A 22,120-nucleotide genomic window follows, 5' to 3' on the forward strand; every position below is an offset into this window, starting at 1 on the left:
CTTTAGTAAATCGCTCGCTCGTGTGTAGCCTAGCTGAAGCATCTTTTTAAATATGGAATTTGTCACTATGCTAAACCGATGCGATGTTGAATTGCAGACTGGCCTGCTGCAAATATCGGTTCACAATGCGCGCTATCCGCTTGAAAAATTACTCACCTTTGGTGCACGTCAGAACCCTAAACGCCGCTACTTATTTATTTCTAAGGTATTAGGGAAGTATGTTCCTTGCCTGCCTAGCGATATGCGTGAAACTTATCAAACGTTAGCGAAAGCCGTTAGACAGTCGCTATTGTTGCACAGTAATACTTGGGTTTTAGGTGTTGCAGAAACAGCAACGGGCTTGGGAGCTGGTGTTGCTCAAGAGTTAAAACGAAGCGGTTTGCAGAAGGTGATTTATAGTCACACGACACGGTGTGATTTGGATCGGGATATCGGTTTTTCGATCACAGAAGCACATAGCCACGCACCTTCGCATTTAATTTACCGTCTTGATAGCACCTTAGCAGAACAGCAGGTTGAGTCTGTTGTTATAGTCGATGATGAAATAAGTACCGGAAAAACGCTAGAGCAATTAAGCCAAAAATTGCAGCAAAACCTTTCCCAATTGAAGGCAATCGTATGGGTCAGCTTAGTTAATTGGTTATCATTAGAGCAACGAGAAGCGTATCGACAAGCCTACCCTCAGCTATCATTTACATTTATTAGTTTATTGGACGGCAGTTATCGCTTTTATGCCGATGAGCAGTTTCCACTCCAGTTACCCGATAAAACCGCCAGTGGTATTAGTAGTGCAAACAGTAGGGAGGATATTGGCAGAACAGGATATTTAGCATCGGAAGAGCCTGAAGTGTTCTTTTATACTCCGCAGGGTGCCCGGCTGGATATCAATCAGCTCAATTCTGCTGAAAAGTACACGGTCATCGGCACGGGTGAGTTTACATTTCAACCTTTCTTATTTGCAGAAGGTCTTCAAGAGCAAGGCGTAGATGTTGTTTTTCAATCTACTGGTCGCTCACCGGTTCTGGAAGGGGCGGGAATAACGAGCAAGCAAAGTTTTTTCGATGAGGCCCAGAGAGGCGTTTATTATTTATACAACCTGCAAAAAAATCGACAAGCCATTATTTTATATGAAACACATGAGCAGTATTTCTCTTGTCCATTTCGCTTAAAACTCAATGCTATAACCGCTATTCTCAATTAATTTTAAGGGTATTTGTATGTCGATCGTTGTTTTTACTGATATTGATGACACCTTGATTCAAACAAAAAGAAAGTGCGAAAGTGGTGTAGAGATGGCGGTTACTGCCATTGATAAAGACGCTCAACCCGCCTCTTTTTCATCTGTCGAACAATTGCATTTTTACAATCTGTGTAATGACCAACGACTGATTCCTGTTACTGGGCGAAATAAAGAAGCATTAGATCGAGTGTCTTTATCTTTTAGCACGTATAAGGTAATTGACCACGGTGCCATTATTCTTAATGAAGAAAACGAAGTTGAAGCTGATTGGTTACAGGTACTTACTCAAGAGAGTAGCCAATGGCAGGAAATATTAGACAGTTATGTGGAAGAGGTGTTGTCCATCATTGCGGAGCAACAGTTATCACTTCGGTGTCGTGTCATAAGTGATTTTGGTTTCCCTTGTTATATATCGATTAAAGGCGAGCCTACAGATCTTACTAAGCTAGAGGGAGTTGCTGAGCGTTTTTGTCAGCAAGCGGGGAATGCTCGAGTACATGTCAACGGAAATAATATGGCTCTTTTACCCCCTTATGCCTGTAAAAAACGGGCGGTGGAGTTTTTACAGAAAATACTAATCGCTCACCAAAGCAATTTATTATTTCTTGGCGTTGGCGATAGTACGAGTGATTTGGCTTTCATGTCATCTTGCCATTTTCAAGTCATCCCTTCGGTTAGTCAGATTAGCCAAGATAAGTTGTTATGAGTATGAAGTTACAGACAGTTTTGAAGCCTTTAAAAGGTAGCTACTCAATAGACGATTGCCAGTTTCTACTCCAAGCTATCGATATCCCTATGTTGACTGTAGAAGAGAAAGAGCGACAAATGCAAATTGGGGGGCAGCACTATTCAGCGATGATCTCGCAAGAGTACCCACCCAGCGATCAGTACTTAACGTTGTTTTTCGGTTTAGTCGATAAGTACAAACAAAGACTCGCAGCTGAAGTAGCGGGTTTGGCGAAACAGATTTTTGATAAGAAGGGAGATACCGTCACTCTTGTTTCTTTAGCGAGAGCAGGTACACCGATCGGTGTTTTATTAAATCGAGCATTAAAACATTACTATAATGTCGATGTTAGTCACTATTCAATATCGATCATTAGGGATAAGGGCATCGATAGGGCGGCACTTTCGTACTTGGAAAAAGCGGGTCATGCAGCTGAGAGTATACTGTTCGTAGATGGTTGGACTGCAAAAGGGATCATTACTCAAGAATTAAAAGCGGCGATTGCGGATTGGAATAACGGAAGTGATTACAAAGTTTCAGATGAACTTTGTGTGATTTCAGATATAGGCGGGATGGCAGACCTTGTTGCCACCGTTGATGATTACACTATCCCATCTGGTATCCTTAATAGTACGGTCTCAGGGTTGGTATCAAGAACTATCCTCAGACCAGAATATCAAGGCTTTCATCAGTGTGTTGTTTACTCACATTTGGCCAAACATGATTTGAGTAATTGGTTTGTGGATGAAGTGTCTGCGCTGTTTAGCACAACTTCTCCTGACGAGAGCGCTCAGCGTGACGAAGTAAGTAATGAGCGACATCAGAAAATGAAGGTCTATATCGACCAGTTGATGGTGCAGTATGGCGTAACTGATATCAACCGGGTTAAACCGGGCATTGCCGAAGCTACACGAGTTATGTTGCGTCGCGTACCGAAGCTATTAGTCGTTAAAAATAGGAACAGCGCAGATGTTTCTCATTTATTAGTATTAGCTAAAGATAAAGGTATTCAAGTCTACCAAGATGGCGGCATGCCGTTTAATGCAGTTGCTATTGTTGCCAATGTAAGCGAATAAATAGGTGTAGCGCACTTATTGAATGCAATAGCAGCCTATTTTCGTGATGCTTCAGAAGAGCCTGTTTGTTCGCTTCTTTAGAGTAGCTAGTCACTGCTTTTTGTATGCTATAGCTTAAGCTGTAGCCGCTTGTTGCCCTGCTTCGAACGCCGTTTCGTTGAGTGCTAGTAATTTTGCTCCTTTATCTTTGAAACGTGCCAGTAAAGCTGCTTTCAACACGTCAGAGCTAAAAGGTAGTTGCTTAGCAATCGCTCCTAGCATAATAGAGTTAACTAACCGTCGGTCACCTAGCTCTATTGATAGCGAACCTGCATCAAAGCTGATCAGCTCAATAGGGTGGCTTTGCAATTGTGCTTCAGGTTGTTCTGGGTAGTTAAATAAACCAATAGAGACAACCGGTGGTGCTTGTGGGTAAGTATTCACCATTACAGTGGCTTGGTCTTTTACATGTGTTACCCAGCGCAGTGCTTCGGCGGGTTCAAATGCCAGCATAAGGTCAGCAGTGCCGGGAGGAATAGAAGGGGACAGCACTTTTTTGCCAAAGCGTACATGCGAAGTAACAACGCCGCCGCGTTGCGCCATACCTGCTACTTCAGTTTTTTTAACGTCGTACCCTTCCATTATTGCTGCTTGGGAGATGATATCGGCAGCGGTCATGACGCCTTGTCCACCGATGCCCACGACCATAATATTAGTGATCTGTTCCATTATTTGATCTCCACCGCATTAAAATGTGCGACATTAATTAGGGGAACGATGGCATCAGGCGCGCAAGTGTTAATACACAGATTGCATCCGGTGCAAGCGGCGGTATCGATCTTAACAAAAGAGAGTTCTTTCTCTTTGCCGTTAGGTTTTACCACTATTTCTCGCCTTGTCACTAAAATAGCTGGGCAACCAACATCTAAACAGTTACTGCATCCCGTGCATTTATCATCTTCAACAGTCAGGGGTGGTTGCTTGGCGTAGCGCTCAGTTAATACACAGGGCTGGTTAGTGATGATCACTGAAGGTTCTTTAGCTTTGACTTCTTCACGTAATGCTTTGAAGAGCGTGGGCAATTCATAAGGGTTGAGCTCATGAATACGCTCTGGCTTGACGCCTAATGCTTCGCAGAGCTTTCGAAAATCAACTTGAATGGTGGCTTCACCATGGATATCAATACCAGAAGAGGGGGCGTTTTGGCCTCCCGTCATGCCCACCGCGCGATTATCTAGCAGTAGAATAGTGATGTTGCCCTTGTTATATGTAATGTCTAAAAGGCCCTGCATGCCCATATGTAGAAAGGTGGAATCTCCGATAACCGCAATCACATTCTTGTTAGCATCTTCCTCGCTACGCCCTTTATCGATTCCTTGTGCGACGCTCAGTGATGCACCCATGCTAATGCACGTATCTAGTGCATTCCACGGGTGGCCTGCTCCTAAGGTGTAGCAACCAATATCACCAGCGATAATGGTGTTTTTTACATGTGATAAGCAGTAGTAAATCCCTAGATGTGGGCATGCAACACACATGGTTGGTGGGCGAGGAAATACATCTGTCATGCCAATAGTGGCAATGCTTTTTTCTTTGCCCAGCAAGCGTTCAATTGCTGGAGTGATAACGGTTGGTGTTAGCTCGCCAATACGGGGGACGACATCTTTACCAAATAGCTCAATACCGGCAGCCCTTAACTCTGTTTCCAGTAGGGCTTCTACCTCTTCTATGACAACTAGTTTATCAACGCTTTGAGCAAACTCTCTGATCAGTTCGATAGGAGCCGGGTGACTAAGCCCCAACTTGATTAATGGTGCATCTGGAAATGCCTCCCGAACATGGCAGTATGCTGCGCCGGAAGTAATAAAGCCGATAGTGCGGTTCTCTCCTTGCTCCATTATATTTAGTGCGCAGGATTCAGAAAAATTCGCCAGTGTTTTATCTCGCTCAAACATCAGGGGAATACGCTGTTTGGCATTGCCTGGAACCATCACAAAACGGCTAGCATCTTTATTGAACTTGTGACCTTCTTCTACTTGAGGTGTGGATAACGTTACTAACCCTTTTACATGACAGATTCGAGTGGTTAAGCGCACAATTACGGGGACGGCGTATTGTTCTGACAGACCAAAAGCAAAGCGGGTTATATCGTAAGTTTCTTGTGAATCTGAAGGCTCCAGTACAGGAAGGTGAGCAAAACGCCCCCAGTAGCGGGAGTCTTGCTCATTTTGTGAAGAAGATAACCCCACATCATCAGCAACAACAATCACTAAGCCGCCGACAGCGCCAATTAATGTTTGTGTCATAAGTGCATCAGAAGCGACATTCATACCGACGTGTTTCATCGCACATAAAGCTCGGCTACCCGCTAGTGAAGCACCTATTGCGACTTCTAATGAAACTTTCTCATTGATTGACCATTCAGAGTAGAGATTAGGGTAAGCAGAAATATATTCTAAAATTTCTGTGGACGGCGTACCAGGGTAGGCAGATGCAACCCGACAACCCGCATCTCGAGCGGCGAGTGCGACGGCCTCGTTCCCAGAAATGAAAATGCGTGGATTGTTCTGGTCTTGCTCAGCAGCCGACATAACATCACTCCAATACCATATGATAATTTTTTATTAGTGTTTTTATAAAAATGCGTCATTTTCGAGTGTAGCGGTGCTGATAAGGGAAAATACCGATCTAGATCAATAAAGCAGAATAGATTGGGCGAAGGTATAAGGAGGTGCGTGTTTGTGGACTTGAGCTATAGAGGCGCTAAAAAAGGGCGTGCACCCTATTCGATATTGAGCATGAAAGGTTAGTATTAGGGCAAATCAGCTTGGCCCTAGGATGATAACAATCAGGTTATCAGAGGTGTTTTTAGCGGGCGATTACCTGTTCTTTACATCGTTTACGATAGTGAAAAAACTGAATGATTATCCCTAACTTTAACAGTGCACTGATAGTGCCTAACAATAGTAATGGCCAGCCATCGGTAAATCCTAACACCAGTCCAAAGGCTACATTAGCAAGATCTTTGCACATAAAAACTGTATTCATTGGTAGAGAGAGTACGCCGGTCGTTTTCTCTTTATGAATTTTGCGTATCTGCTGTATACCACCCTGCAGCATAACTAGCGTTGCGCCAAGGGCCAGAGCTATGGAAGTGGAGCGCCCGATGACCAATACATCCTCTCGATATAAAAAAGCCAGACAGGCTATTGCCATACAAACTAGACCGGTGATGAAAGGTATTTTCTGGGATATGCGATCTCTGTCAATATAGATTTCATACAGAATGAATAGAGTCATTGAAGCGGCAAAAAAGCGCGTTACTAACATATAGTATTCGACTTCATCCAGCATGATGGAATAAAGAAAAAAGGCATAGAATGCGATGAAGCTGGAAAAGAATGCGTTGGCTGAAATTGATTGTGTAGCATAGCCAGGTGCTGTTGATAATCCGTCACTCTTACGTTTTATGATCCGTCGTAGTTGATCCACAAGACCAAACAGGCAACCAATAAAAAATATAGAACTGAGCATTCCCACTGCGTTATATAACATTACGACCCTTTAAAAACGAAGAAAACGGGAGTCTATAAAGAGTCCCGTTATTTGTCTATTCTGCATTAAATAGCTAGAGAATTATAAACGTTATTGAAAGTTAATAAACGCCTGTAAACGGCATCACTCGTCTGTCAAAGATGTAAGGCGAGTGATGATAAAGGGCTGCATTCACAATTAAATATGAGAAGTAATACCTTTATCTTCATGAGGGTTCAGTAACGCTTTTTTACTGCGTTTATGTGCATACATTCTCTTGTCGGCTAATGACATGCATTCTGATTGATTGTTGCCTTCTAGGCTGGTGGCGATTCCATAACTAATACCGGCACTATGCCAGCCTTGTTGTCGTAATTCGTTCTCACATTCGTTTACTAGGGTGTTTGTTTGTCGTACTAATGCGGTTAAATCATTTTTGTGATTAACATCAAATAGCCAGACAAACTCGTCTCCCCCAGTACGGAATACATCACCTTTATCATTGGTTTTTCTTTTCATGAGCGCAGCACCTTCGATCAAAAACAGGTCACCTTTTTCGTGCCCAAATTGGTCATTAATCGACTTGATACCATCAAAGTCAATAAACACAATAATGAAGTGGCTTTTTAGGCCGGCGAATTTTTCACTCATTAAATGCCGATTGCCAGTATTGGTTAGCGGGTCAATGCGGGCAAGGTAGATTGAACGGTTATAATTTCTCTGTTGGCCATAAAGCCATTCAGCTAAGGACAGTAGTATGCAAATGCAGTCTATCGCTAATGCAGATAAAACAATCAACTCTGGGTATACATTTGCTTCAATTATTCTGGCATGTAACAGAACATAAATTAGCAAAGCTACGCCGTAGCTGGCGTTGCCTAAGAGGTAATATTTTGCACGAGAAAATTTTCTTCGTAGCATTTTTATACCAATTGCTACGCTCGACGTTATCCAAATTAATGCGATAAGGTGTGAGATGGTAAAGGCTAAAGAATAGTTAACCCAAGGGAGTAAAGCGCCTACTGCAACGCAGGCTAGTGTCAGGATATTAAGGTAGCGAGCGAGTAAGAAATGCTCTTGTTGACAGTTAAATAGTAGTTTTGTGAACTGGCTGGCAAATGCGATGGCGAAAGGAAAAATTAAGATGCCTGTATAGCTTAAATTGACGCTGCCTATCGAAAAAATATCATCGAGTAACCCCGCGGCAGAGGCCCAGCCGAGACCATGTAATCCTATATATCCGGCACATGCTATCGTAATACTATTTTTTGTTCTGAAGAAAATAATCACCGCAATGAGCGCTAGTGTCAGCATCACAGCTATTGCCGTTATTGTTATAACGTTAACAATAAATTGATTTTGATAAAACGCTGCGGTGTTATAGATTTTAATGGATAAAGGGTTCACATATTGTTTGGCGTCAACATATAACCATAAGTACCCTTGTTCTTGCTTTTGTGTGATAAGGCTAATTGCCTGTGAGTGCATTAATACTGGTGTTCGATAATCGTTTAATTGAGAAAAGTCATCGAGTCTTTCTACGCTTCCGTCATCGCGTTGCCAGAAGGCGAGGCCAATGTCGACAAAGATTAAGTTGGGGTTTACGAACCAAGTTTGAGTTGCATCGCTATTGTTTATTAAAGCGATCTTGGCAACATAGCTACCTGAATGCCCAACTAATGTGCCTTCAACTGGTTGAGTATGTGTCAGCGACTTCTCTATTGAAGAAAAGTTTGAGAATTGTTCTTGTGGGTCAACTTTATGCCATATACCTATTTCGCTTATTTCTAGAGTATTCTTGCCAGCGAGATTGAAAAAATCCCCAGCCAACGTTTGGCTGCAAAAAAGTAAAATCATCAGTGATTTCAGAAGAAAGGTATATCGCATCCTGCACTTGGTTCTCTAAAGGATTAATGAGTTACATTTTCAACGTCTTTATTAAAAAATAGTCTCATTTTAGTGAAAACCAAACTTAGTTTTCACTAAAATATTTTGGCAGATGCTTCTTGTTAGTTGTGAGCCTCTACTTAGCAAGTAATGTGTAGATTTTTTAAACGAGCCGTAGTGCTTTAATTACGCTCGCTGTAGCACTTCATCCACTAGCTTATTAATGCCACTAGCCGCTTCGCTTATGGAGCCCGCTAGCATATATGCTGGTGTGCTGATGATATTACGTTCTTGATCGATGACTATTTTACTAACAGGGCAGTTCTGGTGTTTACCTCCCATTACTTCGATTGCCCCGGCTATGTCATTATCGGTGCCAATGGTGCAAGTGGCTCCTTCGCCAAAGATGAGTGGTGTCATGGTAGGAGCAATGCAGATAAGGCCAACGGGCTTGCCTGATTTGTGTATGGCTTAGGCAAATAGTTTTACCTGCTTATTAACACTGCATTGCGCGCCATTAACAGCGAAGTCTGAAAGATTTTTGGCAGCACCAAATCCGCCGGGAATAATCAATCCAGCATAATCATCTGGGTTGGCTGTGGCCAAGTCAATAATTGCACCCCTAGCTAAGCGTGCGGCCTCAACCAGTACATTGCGTGACTCACCTTCAGCTACTTCACCATTGAGGTTATTTATCACATGAAGTTGTTCCATATTGGGTGCCATGCATTGATATTTTCTTCCTTATTGTTCAATCCGCAGCAGGGTTAAAACAGATTCGTAAATTTCCGATCCGTCGAATACTCCGCAGCCAGATAAAATAACCGCAATTTTTTTCATGGGTTATTCCTCTATGTCTGTTGGTTATCTTTTGTCTATAGTTAGAGGGTAACATTGTAAGGTGTTGTGAAATTAGCACTCAGATCATGGACGGTTTACATTTTCATGCCCGACAAGTGCGGCTATACTTTCGGTCCTCTTTTTAGTCTTGTAGCGAATACCGCCGTGTCTTGGTTTTCAGGAAAACAAAAAACACCTGTGTTGACTCACCAAGCGCCACTTTATCCATCGCTTGCGGATAGTATCTGTATTGAGCAGGTTGATTTGCAGCGTGCTGATAATCATTTATTTCAGCAGTTATCATTACGTTGGAATGAAACGCGTGTTGGACTGATTGGTAATAATGGCTCAGGTAAAAGCTCGTTGGTGCGCTTACTTAATGGGCTAATTGCACCGGAGCAAGGACGGGTGTCGGTATTTGGTTATGATACGGTGAAGCAAGCAGCGTTGATGCCTGCGCTGGTCGGATTTATTTTCCAGAACCCTGATCATCAAATGATATTTCCAACGGTCGCAGAAGAACTGGCGTTTGGTTGTGAGCAGTTAGGTCAGTCCGCGCAAAAAGCCAGAGCTTCGGCGCTGGCCTTATTGGCTGAGCAAGGGATTGAGTCCTGGGCTGATCGACCTGTAACTCAGTTGTCAGAGGGGCAAAAACAGCGCGTATGTATTCTGTCCGTATTGATTATGAAGCCTCGTCTATTGATATTGGATGAGCCGTTTTCATCGCTTGATTTACCCACAAGACACTTGCTACTTGCGCTTATCCATAATACAGACACACATGTGCTCCTTATTAGTCATGACTTTAGCGTGTACGGTGATTTTGATAGGCTTATTTGGGTGGATGAAGGCCAGATTAAAGCAGATGGTTTGCCGGATGAAGTGATACGCTCATATCTCGCTAGCGTTGATAACCTTTCAGTTTCCTTATGATTACCCTCTATTTGGCACGCAGCAGTTGGCTGCATCACTTGCCCGCGGGTTTTAAACTCTGCTTATTAGCTGCTTCTAGCATGTTGATTTTGCCGGTTACTCAGCTTGAGTTGATGCTTGCGTCTATGCTTGCAACGGCATTGTTATACGTAACACTCGGTGGCCGTGGCTGGCAGCACCTAAATATGGTTAAACCGTTGTTGCCATTTTTGGCTGTCATCATGGCGTTTCATTTTTGGGCAGGCTCTGCTTATGAGGGCGGCGTTTCTGTGCTGAGGCTGGTAACTATGTTCTTGCTGGCAAACCTGATAACGCTGACGACCCGTATGACAGACATGATGGCTGCCTTGCAGCCAGTATTTTGGCCTTTGCAATGGGTCGGTATCTCGCCACGCGCGTTGGCGCTGGCGGTTGCATTAATGGTGCGTTTTGCTCCGGTGCTGGTATTGGTTATGTATAACCTGGATGAAGCGTGGAAAGCCAGGGGTGGGAAAAAACAAAAATGGCGCTTAATAGTGCCGCTTATTATTCAGGCGATTCGTTTATCCGATCATGTCGCCGAAGCATTAACCGCACGGGGTGGCAGTAGTAAAATCTCTGTTCGTCCCATAGAAGTCAGGAGATAAAAAGTATGAACAAAGATAGAACTCTCGTGCAGATAGCACTCTATGCAGCAGTGATTGCCGCATTAGGGCTGTTACCTAAATTTAATATCCCAGTGGCGGGCGGTGTCCCGTTAACGGCTCAGACACTAGGCTTAATGTTAGCCGGTATCATGCTGGGGCCTGTGCGAGGTTTCTTATCGGTGGCGCTGTTTATTTTGGTGGTTGCGTTAGGCGCGCCTTTATTGGCTGGCGGGCGTGGTGGATTGGGAGTGTTTGCAGGGCCTACCGTTGGGTTTATTGTTGGTTTCCCGTTTGCAGCGCTGGTCACCGGGTTAATGATGCAGCAGCTTAAAAACGTTAATCTCTTTGCGGCTGCGCTTATCTCGTCAATAGTTGGTGGTATTATAGTGCTGTATGCCTTTGGTATACCGGGTATGGTGGCGATGACGTCATTAGATTTTTCAGGTGCAGCGAAAGCTATTCTTGTGTTTATTCCGGGTGATATTATTAAGGCGCTTATTGCTGCATTAATAGCTCAGTCTGTTCTACGCGCGATGCCGGGCATTATCCCTTCTCGATAAATATAAAGTTGTGCCTGACGACATAGATATAAGCAGCTGGCGGTTCTGCTGGCTGCTTTTCTACATTAGACCTACCTACTGATGCCTGTCATATTCATTTTCATCCAGAATACGTTAAGATAAAAGCCATGAGCAGTTGCCTCAACGCAGCGTTGAAGCAGATGGAATGTGGCGTTTGTCATCAGTTTGTCATATAGATTTAGTTAAATTTACTCAGATTAAAAGGATATAACCGTGGCCTTTAATGATAGCCAGCGCTTTTTTCCAGAAACACGTCTGCGGCGCATGCGTGCAGATACTTTCTCGCGTCGTTTGATGCGGGAAAATCAGCTGACACCGAATGATCTTATCTACCCCGTATTTGTGATCGAGGGGAGCAACAGTACAGAGAGTGTTGCTTCTATGCCGGGTGTGCAGCGTATGAGCATTGATCTGCTAGTTAAAGAAGCAAAAGAAATTGCCGCGCTGGGTGTTCCTGCAATGGCGTTGTTTCCTGTAACACCGCTTTCTGCAAAGTCAGAGTTTGCAGAAGAAGCTTACAACCCAGATGGCTTGGCACAAAGAGCGGTTAAAGCCATTAAAGATGCATGCCCTGATTTAGGCATTATTACCGATGTGGCGCTAGACCCATTCACCACGCATGGGCAAGACGGCATCATAGATGACGCCGGTTATGTCCTGAATGATCGTACCGTAGAGGCGCTTATCCAGCAGGCGTTATCGCATGCGGAGGCGGGAGCTGATGTGGTAGCTCCAAGTGACATGATGGATGGCCGCATAGGCGGTATCCGTGAAATATTAGAAGAAGGCGGGTATGTGAATACCCGTATCATGGCGTACTCTGCCAAGTATGCAAGTGCTTACTACGGCCCTTTTCGTGATGCTGTAGGCTCTGCTGGTAATTTAGGTAAGAGCAATAAAAATAGTTATCAAATGGACCCTGCCAACAGTGATGAAGCGCTACACGAAGTAGGCTTGGATCTGGCAGAAGGTGCAGACATGGTTATGGTTAAACCTGGCATGCCTTATCTAGATATTGTGCGCCGGGTAAAAGATGAATTTAAAGTACCGACCTTCGTTTATCAGGTCAGTGGCGAATATGCGATGCATATGGCTGCTTTCCAGAACGGCTGGTTGGATGAGCGCAGTGTGATGATGGAATCTTTACTGGCATTTAAACGTGCCGGCGCCGATGGCATTCTTACTTACTTCGCGAAACGAGCAGCACAACAGATGAACGAATAGTCGGTCTCTCACTATACTGGAGACAGAAATGACTGAGCATGTCATTGCGATTGATGAACAGGTAGAGATGATGAGTGAAGAAATGATGCAAAACCAGGCCGCGCAGGCGCTGGTGGATAGCCGTGAAATTTTACCAACGGTAGACCATCCTGTTGAGGTTGAACCGGTTGACCTCAAGGCGCCGGAACTCTATATCAATCGTGAACTTAGTCAATTGCAGTTTAATGTTAGGGTACTAGAGCAAGCATTGGATGATCGTTATCCATTGCTTGAGCGCTTGATGTTTCTGCTGATCTTCTCCAGTAATTTAGATGAATTTTTCGAGATCCGCGTAGCAGATCAATTACGCCAGTTAAAATATGGGCGTGAAACAGTTGGCCCGGATGCTATGTATCCGAAAAAGGTTATTGAGAAAATCCGTGAGATTTGCCAAGTCAATGTGGATCGCCAATATCGTATTCTAAATGAAATTATGTTTCCTGAAATGGAAAAATGCGGCATTCATTTTTTACGGCGTCGTGATTGGTCGCCTGAGCAGTTGGTTTGGATTAAAAACTTCTTTGAGGAGAAGGTTGTACCCGTTATTAGTCCGATAGGTTTGGATCCTGCGCATCCTTTCCCTAAATTGGTAAATAAAAGCCTTAACTTTATTGTGCAGCTCGATGGTAAAGATGCGTTTGGGCGTGAAACAGGACTGGCAATTATACCGGCACCGCGTTCTCTTCCTCGCTTGATTCGTTTGCCGGATGAGCTGTGTGACGGTGGTGATAACCTGATCTTCCTGTCCTCTGTTATACATGAGTGCGCAGCTGAGCTGTTTCCTGGCATGACGGTACTAGGCTGTTATCAGTTCCGTATTACTCGAAATGCCGATTTAACCTTCGATTTTGAAGAGATGGATGATTTAGCCCGTACGTTACGCGGCGAGTTACATTCGAGAAAATACGGTGATGCGGTGCGATTAGAAATTGATAATCGTACACCAGAAGAACTTATCGATTTCTTGAAAATAGAATTCCATCTGGATGAAGAACAAGTTTATAAAGTCGATGGCCCTGTTAACCTTACACGTCTCATGACGGTACGGGATTTAGCTGGGCGCCAAGAGTTGAAATGGCCTCCTTTCTCACCTGGCGTACCGGGTAAGCTTAAAAAAGAGAAAGAGCCGAATGTGTTCCAAGCGCTAAAAACCGGCGACCAGTTGTTAATGCATCCGTTCCAGTCGTTTACGCCCGTTGTAGATTTGTTAATGAAAGCGGCTAAAGACCCAGATGTAATAGCAATCAAGCAGACGTTGTATCGTACCGGAGATAAGTCCGATATCGTTAATGCGCTGGTTGAGGCTGCACGTGGCGGTAAAGAAGTGACCGTCATTATTGAGCTGCGTGCTCGTTTTGATGAAGAAAGTAACTTGCATCTTGCGAGCCGTTTGCAAGAAGCGGGTTGTTTGGTGGTGTATGGTGTTGTGGGTTACAAAACGCATGCAAAAGCGATGCTGATTGTACGTCGTGAAGGCTCCAAGTTGGTACGTTATTGCCATTTGGGAACAGGCAACTATCACTCGGGTACCGCACGTTTATACACCGATTATAGTTATCTCACCTCGAATGATGAAATAGGCGAAGATGTCCATAAGGTTTTCCAGCAGTTAACGGGCATGGGCAAAATTCAGCGTCTCAAAAAGCTTTATAACGCACCATTTACTCTGCATGCCAAAATGTTGGAGCTAATTCAGCACGAAACAAAGCTCGCATCTAGCGGTAAGCCGGGGCATATCATCATTAAAGTAAACGGCCTAACTGAGCCTAAGATGATTCGCGCCCTGTATGAAGCGTCACAAGCGGGCGTGAAGATTGAATTAATCATTCGCGGTATGTGCCGTTTGCGCCCGGGGTTACCCGGGATATCAGAGAATATTATTGTACGTTCAATTATTGGGCGCTTCTTGGAACACACTCGGGTTTATTACTTTGGAAATAACGGTAAACCAGAAGTACTTTGTGCCAGTGCGGATTGGATGGAGCGTAACATGCTTAATCGTGTGGAGACTTGTTTCCCTGTTACAGGTAAGCAAGGTGAGCGTGTTAAGAAAGAGCTGGATTACTATTTAGCTGATAATACCCAGAGTTGGGAATTAAAAGCCGATGGTAGTTATACGCTGTTAAAACCTGCAGAAGGCGTAGAACCTTTTAGTGCACAGCAGCAGTTACTTAGAGATTTTGCCAGCTAACGCACGTTGAACCGTTTTAAGGGCGCCTTTTGGCGCTCTTTTTCGTTGTGGCGACCTTTTTTTAGTATTTTCAGACATCTTAACATCAGAAATAGGCGCAATCGTTGCGTTTTTAATCTAAATCAGGAAAATAGACTCATAAGTCAAATGTTTCATATAAGAAATAAGATGGCGTATTATGGTCTTTTTACTGATCAACTATGCGCACAATAATGGAAAACACTATGTCTGATACCTCGATCGCGCTCGAATTGACCGATATACATAAATCCTATGGAAGTCTTGAAGTACTTAAGGGCGTTTCACTTAAGGCGAACGACGGGGATGTCATTTCGATTCTCGGCTCAAGTGGCTCAGGCAAAAGTACACTGCTTCGCTGTATTAATCTGCTTGAACAGCCCGCCAAAGGCCAAGTAATTATTGGTGGTGAAGAGCTAAAGCTTAAGACCGGAAAATCCGGTGATCTTGAAGCAGAAAATCGCAAGCAACTCGAAGATATGCGCTCGCGTATCGGATTCGTATTTCAAAGCTTTAACCTCTGGCCTCATAAAACTATCCTTGGCAACATTATCGAAGCACCTATGAATGTTTTAAAGCAATCGCGTGAGCAGGCTGTAGAGCGTGCCGAAGGATTGCTAAAAAAAGTAGGGCTGTACGAAAAGAAAGATGCTTACCCCGGTAACTTGTCAGGCGGCCAGCAGCAGCGTGTTGCGATAGCGCGTGCATTAGCGATGGACCCACAGGTGTTGTTGTTTGATGAGCCAACGTCTGCATTGGATCCTGAGCTAGTAAACGAAGTGTTAAGTGTTATGCGCGAGTTGGCTGACGAGGGTAGAACAATGTTGATCGTTACGCATGAAATGCGTTTTGCGCGTGATGTATCAAGTCAGGTCGTATTTCTACATCAAGGACAGATAGAAGAGATAGGGCCACCAGAGCAAGTGTTTGAAAACCCGAAATCTCAACGTGTACGTGACTTTATGTCCAGCCACAACTGATTTTGGCGCCACACAAAAGAGACCCACTATAATAATTTTTATAATATAGAGAGAAACCTGATGAGTGTTCGTAAAATTATTGCAGCTGTTACGTTAGTCGCTGGCGCTTTTGCCGCAACCCAGGCTTTTGCAGGTGATAAGATCCGTATCGCTACTGAAGGGGCTTATGCGCCTTTCAATATGAAAAATGAACAAGGCGAGCTGATCGGCTTTGATGTCGAAATAGCTAAAGCGTTGTGTGCTGAAATGAAAGCTGACTGTACAATCGTTGAGCAAGACTGGGATGGAATGATCCCTGCGCTTAAAGGCCGTAAGTTTGATGCGATTGTTGCTTCTATGTCCATTACTGAAGAGCGTTTGCAGGCGGTTGACTTTACAGACCCGTACTACACCAATGCATTGGCGTTTGTTGGCCCTAAAGGTGCCGAGCTTAAAACAGATAAAGCCTCTCTTAAAGGTAAAACACTGGGTGCTCAGCGTGCCACTATCGCAGGTCAGTACCTAGAAGACGTATTGGGCGATGTCGTTTCTGTAAAGCTGTATGACACGCAAGATAATGCTTATCTAGATATGGCGACTGGCCGCTTAGATGGCCTAGTTTCTGATAAATTCCCTGCGTATGACTGGTTAAATACCGATGCAGGTCAGAAGTTTGAATTTAAAGGCGAAACCATTAAAACGGAATCTGTGGATAAAATTGGTATAGCCATTCGTCACGGTCAGGATGACCTGAAAGCGAAATTCAACAAAGCGTTAAAAGCAATTGTTGATAACGGCACTTATGCTGTCATCAATGCTAAATACTTCCCGTTCTCTATCTATTGATCGGATCAATGCGCGAGCGATGACAGCTCGCGCATTACTCATAATGGATAATTCACTAACGTCCCGCTGTAAGAGAATAATAACGTGATAGATCTGCATGGGTTTGGTCACCTGTTATTGGCTGGAACATGGGTCACCGTCAAGCTGGCATTAGTCAGTTTATCGTTAGGCCTAGTGTTTGGCTTGTTAGGTGCAGCCGCCAAGTTATCAGAATATAAAGTGCTTCGCGCAATAGCGACCGCTTATACCACGCTGATTCGTGGTATTCCTGAGCTGTTGATTGTATTCGCTATCTACTTTGGTGGTTCTGCCTTAGTGATGGCTGTTGCCAGCATCTTTGGCTACGATGAATACATCGAAGTGAACCCGTTCATGGCAGGTGTGGCCGCGCTGTCTATCGCCTTTGGTGCATACGCAACTGAAGTATTTCGTATGGCGATTCTCTCGATTCCTCAGGGGCAATGGGAATCGGCCCAAGCGTTAGGTATGACGCGTAGTAAAACCTTCTTCCGTATTATTCTTCCACAAGTGTGGCGTGTCGCACTGCCTGGGTTAGGTAACCTATTCCAAGTATTGCTAAAAGATACCGCATTGGTGTCGGTGGTTGGTCTGCAAGATATTATCCGCCAAGCCACCACCGCTATTAGCTCTACAAAAGAACCGTTCACATTTTATCTGGCGGCTGCTTGCATTTATCTAATACTGACGGCAATTGCTACTGCCGGCACACTTTGGATGGAACGAGCCTGTACTCCGCAAGCGAGGTACAAAGGATGAATTGGGATATTATAATTAAGTACTACCCAAAATTGTTGGATGGTGCTCTGTTAACACTAGAACTCGTACTAATCTCGGGTGTAATAGGCGTGATGCTGGCGGTTCCTATCGCACTGATGCGCGCTTCAAAAACACCGTGGTTACGTGTGTTCCCGTTCTGTTTTATCTACTTCTTCCGTGGTACGCCACTGCTGATACAGATCTTCTTGATTTACTACGGTGCTTCTCAATTTGAGGTCGTGCGTGAGTCCGCACTATGGGTCATACTTAAAGAGCCTTATTGGTGTGCCATTATCGCCTTTACGTTAAATACAGCCGCTTACAGTGCTGAGCTATTCCGTGGTGCGATTCAGGCAATACCTAATGGTGAGCTGGAAGCCGCAGATGCTTTTGGTATGAACTGGTTGCTAAAAACACGACGTATCGTGATTCCGCGCGCATTTGGCATCGCTTTACCGGCTTACGGTAACGAAGTTGTACTAATGCTTAAAAGTAGTGCGCTGGCCTCTACCATTACCTTGCTGGATCTAACCGGTATGGCGCGTACGATACAAGCACGCACCTATACGCCAGTAGAGTTGTTTACTGCGGCGGGGCTTATTTATCTAATAATGGCAGCCATCGTGATTGGTCTGTTCCGTTACATGGAAAGCCGTTTCAACCGCTACCAGTATTACAAGCCAAATGTTGATCAGATGGGTGTTGATAAGCAGTAGTTCTTATCCGTAGCGAATAAGCAAAATGTAACGCTTAAAAAAAACGGCCAATTGGCCGTTTTTTATGGCCTGTAATAAATTATAAAGCCACCACGGGTCCCAAAGGATGGGGATAGCAACAAATCACACAATAAAGTGAAGTAGGGCCCTTAACTGTTGTCTGAGTTTCGTTGCATACTAAGTCAGCAGACTATCTGCTTAGGGGTATCTCAAATAAGGGTTTTAGCCAATGCAAAGTTTGATAGATGATTTCGTTGCAATGAATACAAACGGTCTTGTTTTGGAGCTATGTGAAAAATACTACGATGAAAACGTAGTAATGCTTAATAATGGCTCTGTTTTTGCGAAGTCGATGAAGGAGTCATACGACAAACAAAAAAGATTTGTTGGTTCTATCAAAGAGTTTGATGTGATATTACTTTCATCAAGCATCCATGAGAATATTTCTGAGCTTGTCTTTCATTACAAAATGATTGGGGCTGATTCTCAAATAAATGAATTTACAGGTAAGCATGTTCAAACATGGAAGGATGGGAAAATAGTTAGAGAGGAATATTTCTCCATTGAGTAAGTATAATAAGTGAGTCGAGTAGGTGTTTTGCTTCGTATGCCTCTTATCAAATTGGTTTTGTCAGCAATTACCGCTATTTACATAATTCGTGGTTTAGCATACTTAATTCCCCATTTTTTACTAATCACCTTCAGTGAAGCATAGACTGTTTATGTAGTTGAAAACGAACTAACAAATAAAAATTCGATCAGATATAAGTGCTTAACAAATAAGAGAAAATAATAATGACTGAACGTCCGACGTTTGTAATGACAGAGCAAATTGATAACCCACGTGCTTGTGTTAATCACCTGCATTTTCCTGCAGGGAGTGAAACTCGTTGGCACCGTCACGAGAGAGACTATGTGATAGTGCCAATGCATAGTTGTGAGTTGCTTATTGATTCAGGGGAAGGAGCGAAGCCAGTTACGCTAACAGCGGGGGAGTGTTATTACCGTGATGCTGGGGTTGAGCATAATGTGATTAACCCTTCAGAAATTGACATTACCTTGATTGAAGTAGAAATTAAGTAGTTCTCGGTTGTAGCGTGATGAGGGTTCAATGATGAAGATGGTTTATACCAGCGAGAACCAGTTCTTAGTGAACAATGCTAAAAACCTTATTGAGGCACAGGGCATTGGTACGTTTCTTAAGAATGAGTTTGCACAGGGGGCTGTTGGTGAGACATCTGCTTTTGATGCTTGGCCTGAAGTTTGGGTCTTTAGTGATTCAGATTATGAGAAAGCTCTCAACATCATTGAAACATCCCTTAGTCGCGACAATGCTGTAGAGTGGTTTTGTAAAAACTGTCACGAGAAAAACGACTCCTCTTTTGAAGTCTGCTGGAACTGCCATCACAGTAATGTGTGAAGGGTTTTAGCTAAGCGTTCAATAATAATTGTGTTACGGTTTAGTCTATGGGCAAGGATCGACTACACTTATTGTTATTCGTCTGTTACCCAGAGATTTAGCGTTTCACCGTGGCGAGAGGTGACATGGTCTGATTATCAGTAAGCTTACTGACGTAAGATTTTAATAAAGGACTATAAATTGAGTACACATGTTGAGTTTGAACCCGAAGTGTTAACGGCGTTAAATGCGGGTAGAAAAATAGATGCAATTAAAGCGCTACGATCATTGCGGGGCATCGGCCTTAAAGAAGCCAAAGAGCTAATTGATAGCTATGCTGATGCACATAAATCTGAAGGTAAACCTATAGAGGTAACTGAAAGCAATTTTAGCGTTGCTAAGCTGCTTTTTGTTGGGTTGATAATCTATCTAGTTTATAAGTTCTTCAATAGCTAAAAGCGAATGTTAGCGCTGATTATAGGCTATAAAGCGGCTAACTCCCAAGAAAAACACTTTTCTCTTGAGAGTTGTTAGAGTGCTTTGCTGAAAGCTCACTCTGTAACAAGCAGTTTTCAGTCAATCACTTATTTTTCTAAAATAACGTACCTAAGTATTTCAACGACTTGCGCAGGCGTTGTTGCCCATGCCATGGCAGATGCGTCCACTTCTTTTAAGGGATGGATAATATCATCAGCGTGTAGCGTAATATAAGGCTTATCCAGTGCGGCGCAGTAACCCGCATCAAAGGCTGCATTCCACTGCTTGTATTTATCACCAAAACGAATAATAGCAATGTCACATTTAGCTATAAGGTTCTTGGTACGGATACCATTAACCTTTGATGATTTGTGGTCACGCCAAAAGCTATTCTCTTCAGCGCCTAGCAAGTCTCCAGCTGCATCGCTGGCTTCGTGGTTAGTGACTGCAGAGCTAAAAGTTACTGGTAAGTTATGTGCTTTTGCGCCATCGATAAGCTGTTGGCGCCAGTCAGTGTGTATTTCGCCAGAGAGGTAGATATTCCAGTTCATAGGGCTTCCTGTTTTTATTAAATGCGTTTAGCTGGTCTGTAAAGGGTGGATTCTACAGCATCCTAGGCTTTTTAATGACTCCTCTCTTTTTAGCGAAACCTGATACTATGTCGATGCTTAAATAGCCTCTTGAGATGTTTGCTGTGATTCAATCAAATGCCGCCAAATCTGACTTGCTACTTGTCGTTGTAACGCTACTTGCGGCGGTTGGATGGATTTTCTCTAAAGAAGCGCTTTCTGGCATACCTCCTCTGATGTTTATTGGTTTACGGTTTTTAGTAGCCGGGCTGGTGCTGTCTATATTTGGTTGGCAGGCATTACGGGCACTTGATCGACGAGGCGTCTTGCGTACGGTTTTGGTGGGTGTGTCGTTTGGTGTGGCTATGATTTTTTGGATCTTAGGGCTGCATCATGCGCATCATATAGGCGTAGGTGCGTTTCTAACCTGTCTAGGTGCAGTGTTCGTGCCCATTGTTGCTACCTTGTTTGGTGAGCGAGCTAACCGTGCAGTGTGGTTCTCGCTTCCTCTGGCGGCTGTTGGTCTTGCCAGCTTGTCACTGGATAGCCAGTTTGAGATGGGCTGGGGGGAGCTCTCATTCTTGTGTGCTGCTGTTTTGTTTGCGTTTACCTTTGTCTTGAATAGCCGTGCGGCTGCAAAAACATCGCCTATTGCACTGGCAGCGGTTCAGTTGATGGTCGTCGGGCTGGTGGCACTGCCTGTGTCATTACTGACCGAGACTTGGACGTTTGCTTGGTCAGCCTCAACCTGGATGTGGATGATTGCCAGTATCTTTATAGCAACCAGCTTGCGGTTTTTTATGCAGACTTGGGCGCAAAGCTTATCCAGTGCGAGTAATGCTGCGGTGATCATGACATTGGAGCCGGTATGGACGGCTATGCTGGCGGCAGTCTGGTTTGGCGAAACGATGACAGCTATGCAGTTAGGAGGTTGTGCGCTGATTTTTAGTGCATTGCTGGTTAGTCGTTGGCGCAGTGTACGTAGCGCTGTGCGTATGTTGATTAAATAAGAATATTAATACAGGAACTGAAGAGCTTATTTCTTACTCTACAATAGGCGAGCAGCTGCTCTGGGCTTAATGCAGAGGTTGTGGTTAATACATTTGATAAGGAGAAGTGCGTGCTTCCTATGGGAACAATTATGACGGGGTGCATGGTGCTCGGGTTACTATTTGCGACGCGATTACCGGTACTGAGTACAGTGCAGAAATTACCTACATGGTTTAGAAAAACAATGGCTTTTGTGGTGTTTGCAGCGGGAAGTTGGAATGTGTTCTGGTATGCCATGCGCCATTTTTCTGAATTTTGGGGTAGCGCCGCCTTGATCTCTGGCTGTTTAATGCTACTTACCTCTGCTTATATATTTAATACAAAGTGCTTACCACGTTTTGTGCAAAAGATGCGCCCAGGTGTTTTGTTTCTTCTGCTTTGTTGTGCTGTTTTATATGGCGTTACTATTTATCGACTCTGAGCGTTTTATAT

Annotated in this window: 23 protein-coding genes and 1 pseudogene; 18 read left to right on the top strand and 6 right to left on the bottom strand. The window is 43.9% G+C overall.

The genetic code is table 11. The features are described from left to right. The first annotated feature begins 67 nt into the window (after window positions 1-67). Genes G511_RS0103830 through G511_RS0103840 form a run of 3 tightly spaced genes read left to right on the top strand, consistent with a single transcriptional unit; the run spans window position 68 to window position 3,043 of the window. The gene (locus G511_RS0103830) at window positions 68-1,201 is read left to right on the top strand and encodes a phosphoribosyltransferase domain-containing protein (protein WP_036551103.1); all 1,134 of its coding nucleotides are present in this window, start codon (window positions 68-70) and stop codon (window positions 1,199-1,201) included. 16 nt (window positions 1,202-1,217) lie between these two features. Next, complete coding sequence (locus tag G511_RS0103835) at window positions 1,218-1,946, top strand: HAD family hydrolase (RefSeq protein WP_028468460.1); 729 nt, start codon at window positions 1,218-1,220, stop codon at window positions 1,944-1,946. Then, window positions 1,943-3,043 carry a cysteine protease StiP family protein gene (locus G511_RS0103840; RefSeq protein WP_028468461.1) on the top strand — a complete coding sequence of 367 codons (1,101 nt, stop codon included), beginning with the start codon at window positions 1,943-1,945 and terminating at the stop codon, window positions 3,041-3,043. Before G511_RS0103835 ends, G511_RS0103840 begins: the two co-directional genes overlap by 4 nt. Before the next feature lie 114 nt (window positions 3,044-3,157). Here the strand turns inward: G511_RS0103840 and G511_RS0103845 are convergent, their stop codons facing one another. The 5 genes and pseudogenes from G511_RS0103845 to elbB form a co-directional block, all read right to left on the bottom strand. Then, the gene (locus G511_RS0103845; RefSeq protein ID WP_028468462.1) at window positions 3,158-3,751 is read right to left on the bottom strand and encodes an indolepyruvate oxidoreductase subunit beta; all 594 of its coding nucleotides are present in this window, start codon (window positions 3,749-3,751) and stop codon (window positions 3,158-3,160) included. Further along, a complete protein-coding gene (locus G511_RS0103850) occupies window positions 3,751-5,613 on the bottom strand; it encodes a thiamine pyrophosphate-dependent enzyme (protein ID WP_028468463.1) in 1,863 nt (620 codons plus the stop codon). Before G511_RS0103850 ends, G511_RS0103845 begins: the two co-directional genes overlap by 1 nt. Window positions 5,614-5,890: 277 nt before the next feature. Then, on the bottom strand, window positions 5,891-6,577 hold the full coding sequence (locus G511_RS0103855) for a hypothetical protein (RefSeq protein ID WP_028468464.1): 687 nt from the start codon (window positions 6,575-6,577) through the stop codon (window positions 5,891-5,893). A 177-nt stretch (window positions 6,578-6,754) separates the two neighbouring features. Beyond that, entirely contained in the window at window positions 6,755-8,413 is a 1,659-nt protein-coding gene (locus G511_RS0103860) for a GGDEF domain-containing protein (RefSeq protein WP_051221516.1), read from the bottom strand. Window positions 8,414-8,629: 216 nt separating this feature from the next. Further along, a pseudogene (gene elbB, locus G511_RS21705) lies at window positions 8,630-9,283 on the bottom strand (isoprenoid biosynthesis glyoxalase ElbB). Between the two features lie 105 nt (window positions 9,284-9,388). Between elbB and G511_RS0103870 the strand changes: the two are divergent. From G511_RS0103870 to G511_RS23735, 13 genes are all read left to right on the top strand, one after another. After that, window positions 9,389-10,216 carry an energy-coupling factor ABC transporter ATP-binding protein gene (locus tag G511_RS0103870; protein WP_084628998.1) on the top strand — a complete coding sequence of 276 codons (828 nt, stop codon included), beginning with the start codon at window positions 9,389-9,391 and terminating at the stop codon, window positions 10,214-10,216. Next, a complete protein-coding gene (locus G511_RS0103875; protein ID WP_028468467.1) occupies window positions 10,213-10,842 on the top strand; it encodes an energy-coupling factor transporter transmembrane component T family protein in 630 nt (209 codons plus the stop codon). The genes G511_RS0103870 and G511_RS0103875 overlap by 4 nt, the downstream gene beginning before the upstream one ends. Window positions 10,843-10,847: 5 nt before the next feature. Continuing rightward, window positions 10,848-11,402 (top strand): biotin transporter BioY, encoded by a 555-nt coding sequence (locus tag G511_RS0103880; protein WP_036551106.1) that lies wholly within the window; start codon window positions 10,848-10,850, stop codon window positions 11,400-11,402. A gap of 234 nt (window positions 11,403-11,636) precedes the next feature. Beyond that, on the top strand, window positions 11,637-12,647 hold the full coding sequence (gene hemB, locus G511_RS0103885) for a porphobilinogen synthase (RefSeq protein WP_028468469.1): 1,011 nt from the start codon (window positions 11,637-11,639) through the stop codon (window positions 12,645-12,647). Window positions 12,648-12,675: 28 nt separating this feature from the next. Beyond that, entirely contained in the window at window positions 12,676-14,877 is a 2,202-nt protein-coding gene (gene ppk1 / locus G511_RS0103890) for a polyphosphate kinase 1 (protein WP_245573807.1), read from the top strand. A 224-nt stretch (window positions 14,878-15,101) separates the two neighbouring features. Continuing rightward, window positions 15,102-15,875: an ABC transporter ATP-binding protein gene (locus G511_RS0103895; RefSeq protein ID WP_028468471.1), complete on the top strand. Its 774-nt coding sequence runs from the start codon at window positions 15,102-15,104 to the stop codon at window positions 15,873-15,875. A 60-nt stretch (window positions 15,876-15,935) separates the two neighbouring features. After that, window positions 15,936-16,700 carry an ABC transporter substrate-binding protein gene (locus G511_RS0103900; RefSeq protein ID WP_156905140.1) on the top strand — a complete coding sequence of 255 codons (765 nt, stop codon included), beginning with the start codon at window positions 15,936-15,938 and terminating at the stop codon, window positions 16,698-16,700. Between the two features lie 84 nt (window positions 16,701-16,784). Continuing rightward, a complete protein-coding gene (locus tag G511_RS0103905) occupies window positions 16,785-17,477 on the top strand; it encodes an ABC transporter permease (protein ID WP_028468473.1) in 693 nt (230 codons plus the stop codon). Continuing rightward, window positions 17,474-18,193: an ABC transporter permease gene (locus G511_RS0103910; protein ID WP_028468474.1), complete on the top strand. Its 720-nt coding sequence runs from the start codon at window positions 17,474-17,476 to the stop codon at window positions 18,191-18,193. The genes G511_RS0103905 and G511_RS0103910 overlap by 4 nt, the downstream gene beginning before the upstream one ends. A gap of 229 nt (window positions 18,194-18,422) precedes the next feature. After that, window positions 18,423-18,764: a hypothetical protein gene (locus tag G511_RS0103915; RefSeq protein WP_028468475.1), complete on the top strand. Its 342-nt coding sequence runs from the start codon at window positions 18,423-18,425 to the stop codon at window positions 18,762-18,764. A gap of 224 nt (window positions 18,765-18,988) precedes the next feature. After that, complete coding sequence (locus G511_RS0103920) at window positions 18,989-19,276, top strand: cupin domain-containing protein (RefSeq protein WP_028468476.1); 288 nt, start codon at window positions 18,989-18,991, stop codon at window positions 19,274-19,276. A gap of 28 nt (window positions 19,277-19,304) precedes the next feature. Further along, complete coding sequence (locus tag G511_RS0103925; RefSeq protein ID WP_211224859.1) at window positions 19,305-19,613, top strand: putative signal transducing protein; 309 nt, start codon at window positions 19,305-19,307, stop codon at window positions 19,611-19,613. A 180-nt stretch (window positions 19,614-19,793) separates the two neighbouring features. Continuing rightward, a complete protein-coding gene (locus G511_RS23735; RefSeq protein WP_051221518.1) occupies window positions 19,794-20,048 on the top strand; it encodes a ribosomal protein L7/L12 in 255 nt (84 codons plus the stop codon). A 128-nt stretch (window positions 20,049-20,176) separates the two neighbouring features. Here G511_RS23735 and G511_RS0103935 read toward each other — a convergent pair whose 3' ends face one another. After that, complete coding sequence (locus G511_RS0103935) at window positions 20,177-20,620, bottom strand: YtoQ family protein (RefSeq protein ID WP_028468478.1); 444 nt, start codon at window positions 20,618-20,620, stop codon at window positions 20,177-20,179. Between the two features lie 143 nt (window positions 20,621-20,763). On the opposite strand from G511_RS0103935, the gene G511_RS0103940 reads away from it, so the two are divergent. Further along, window positions 20,764-21,648: a DMT family transporter gene (locus G511_RS0103940; protein ID WP_245573808.1), complete on the top strand. Its 885-nt coding sequence runs from the start codon at window positions 20,764-20,766 to the stop codon at window positions 21,646-21,648. A gap of 119 nt (window positions 21,649-21,767) precedes the next feature. After that, the gene (locus G511_RS0103945; protein WP_245573809.1) at window positions 21,768-22,109 is read left to right on the top strand and encodes a hypothetical protein; all 342 of its coding nucleotides are present in this window, start codon (window positions 21,768-21,770) and stop codon (window positions 22,107-22,109) included. Window positions 22,110-22,120: the final 11 nt, after the last annotated feature.

Origin of the sequence: Neptunomonas japonica DSM 18939, from assembly GCF_000422765.1 — a bacterium.
In the GTDB taxonomy this organism is placed as follows: Bacteria; Pseudomonadota; Gammaproteobacteria; order Pseudomonadales; family Balneatricaceae; genus Neptunomonas; species Neptunomonas japonica.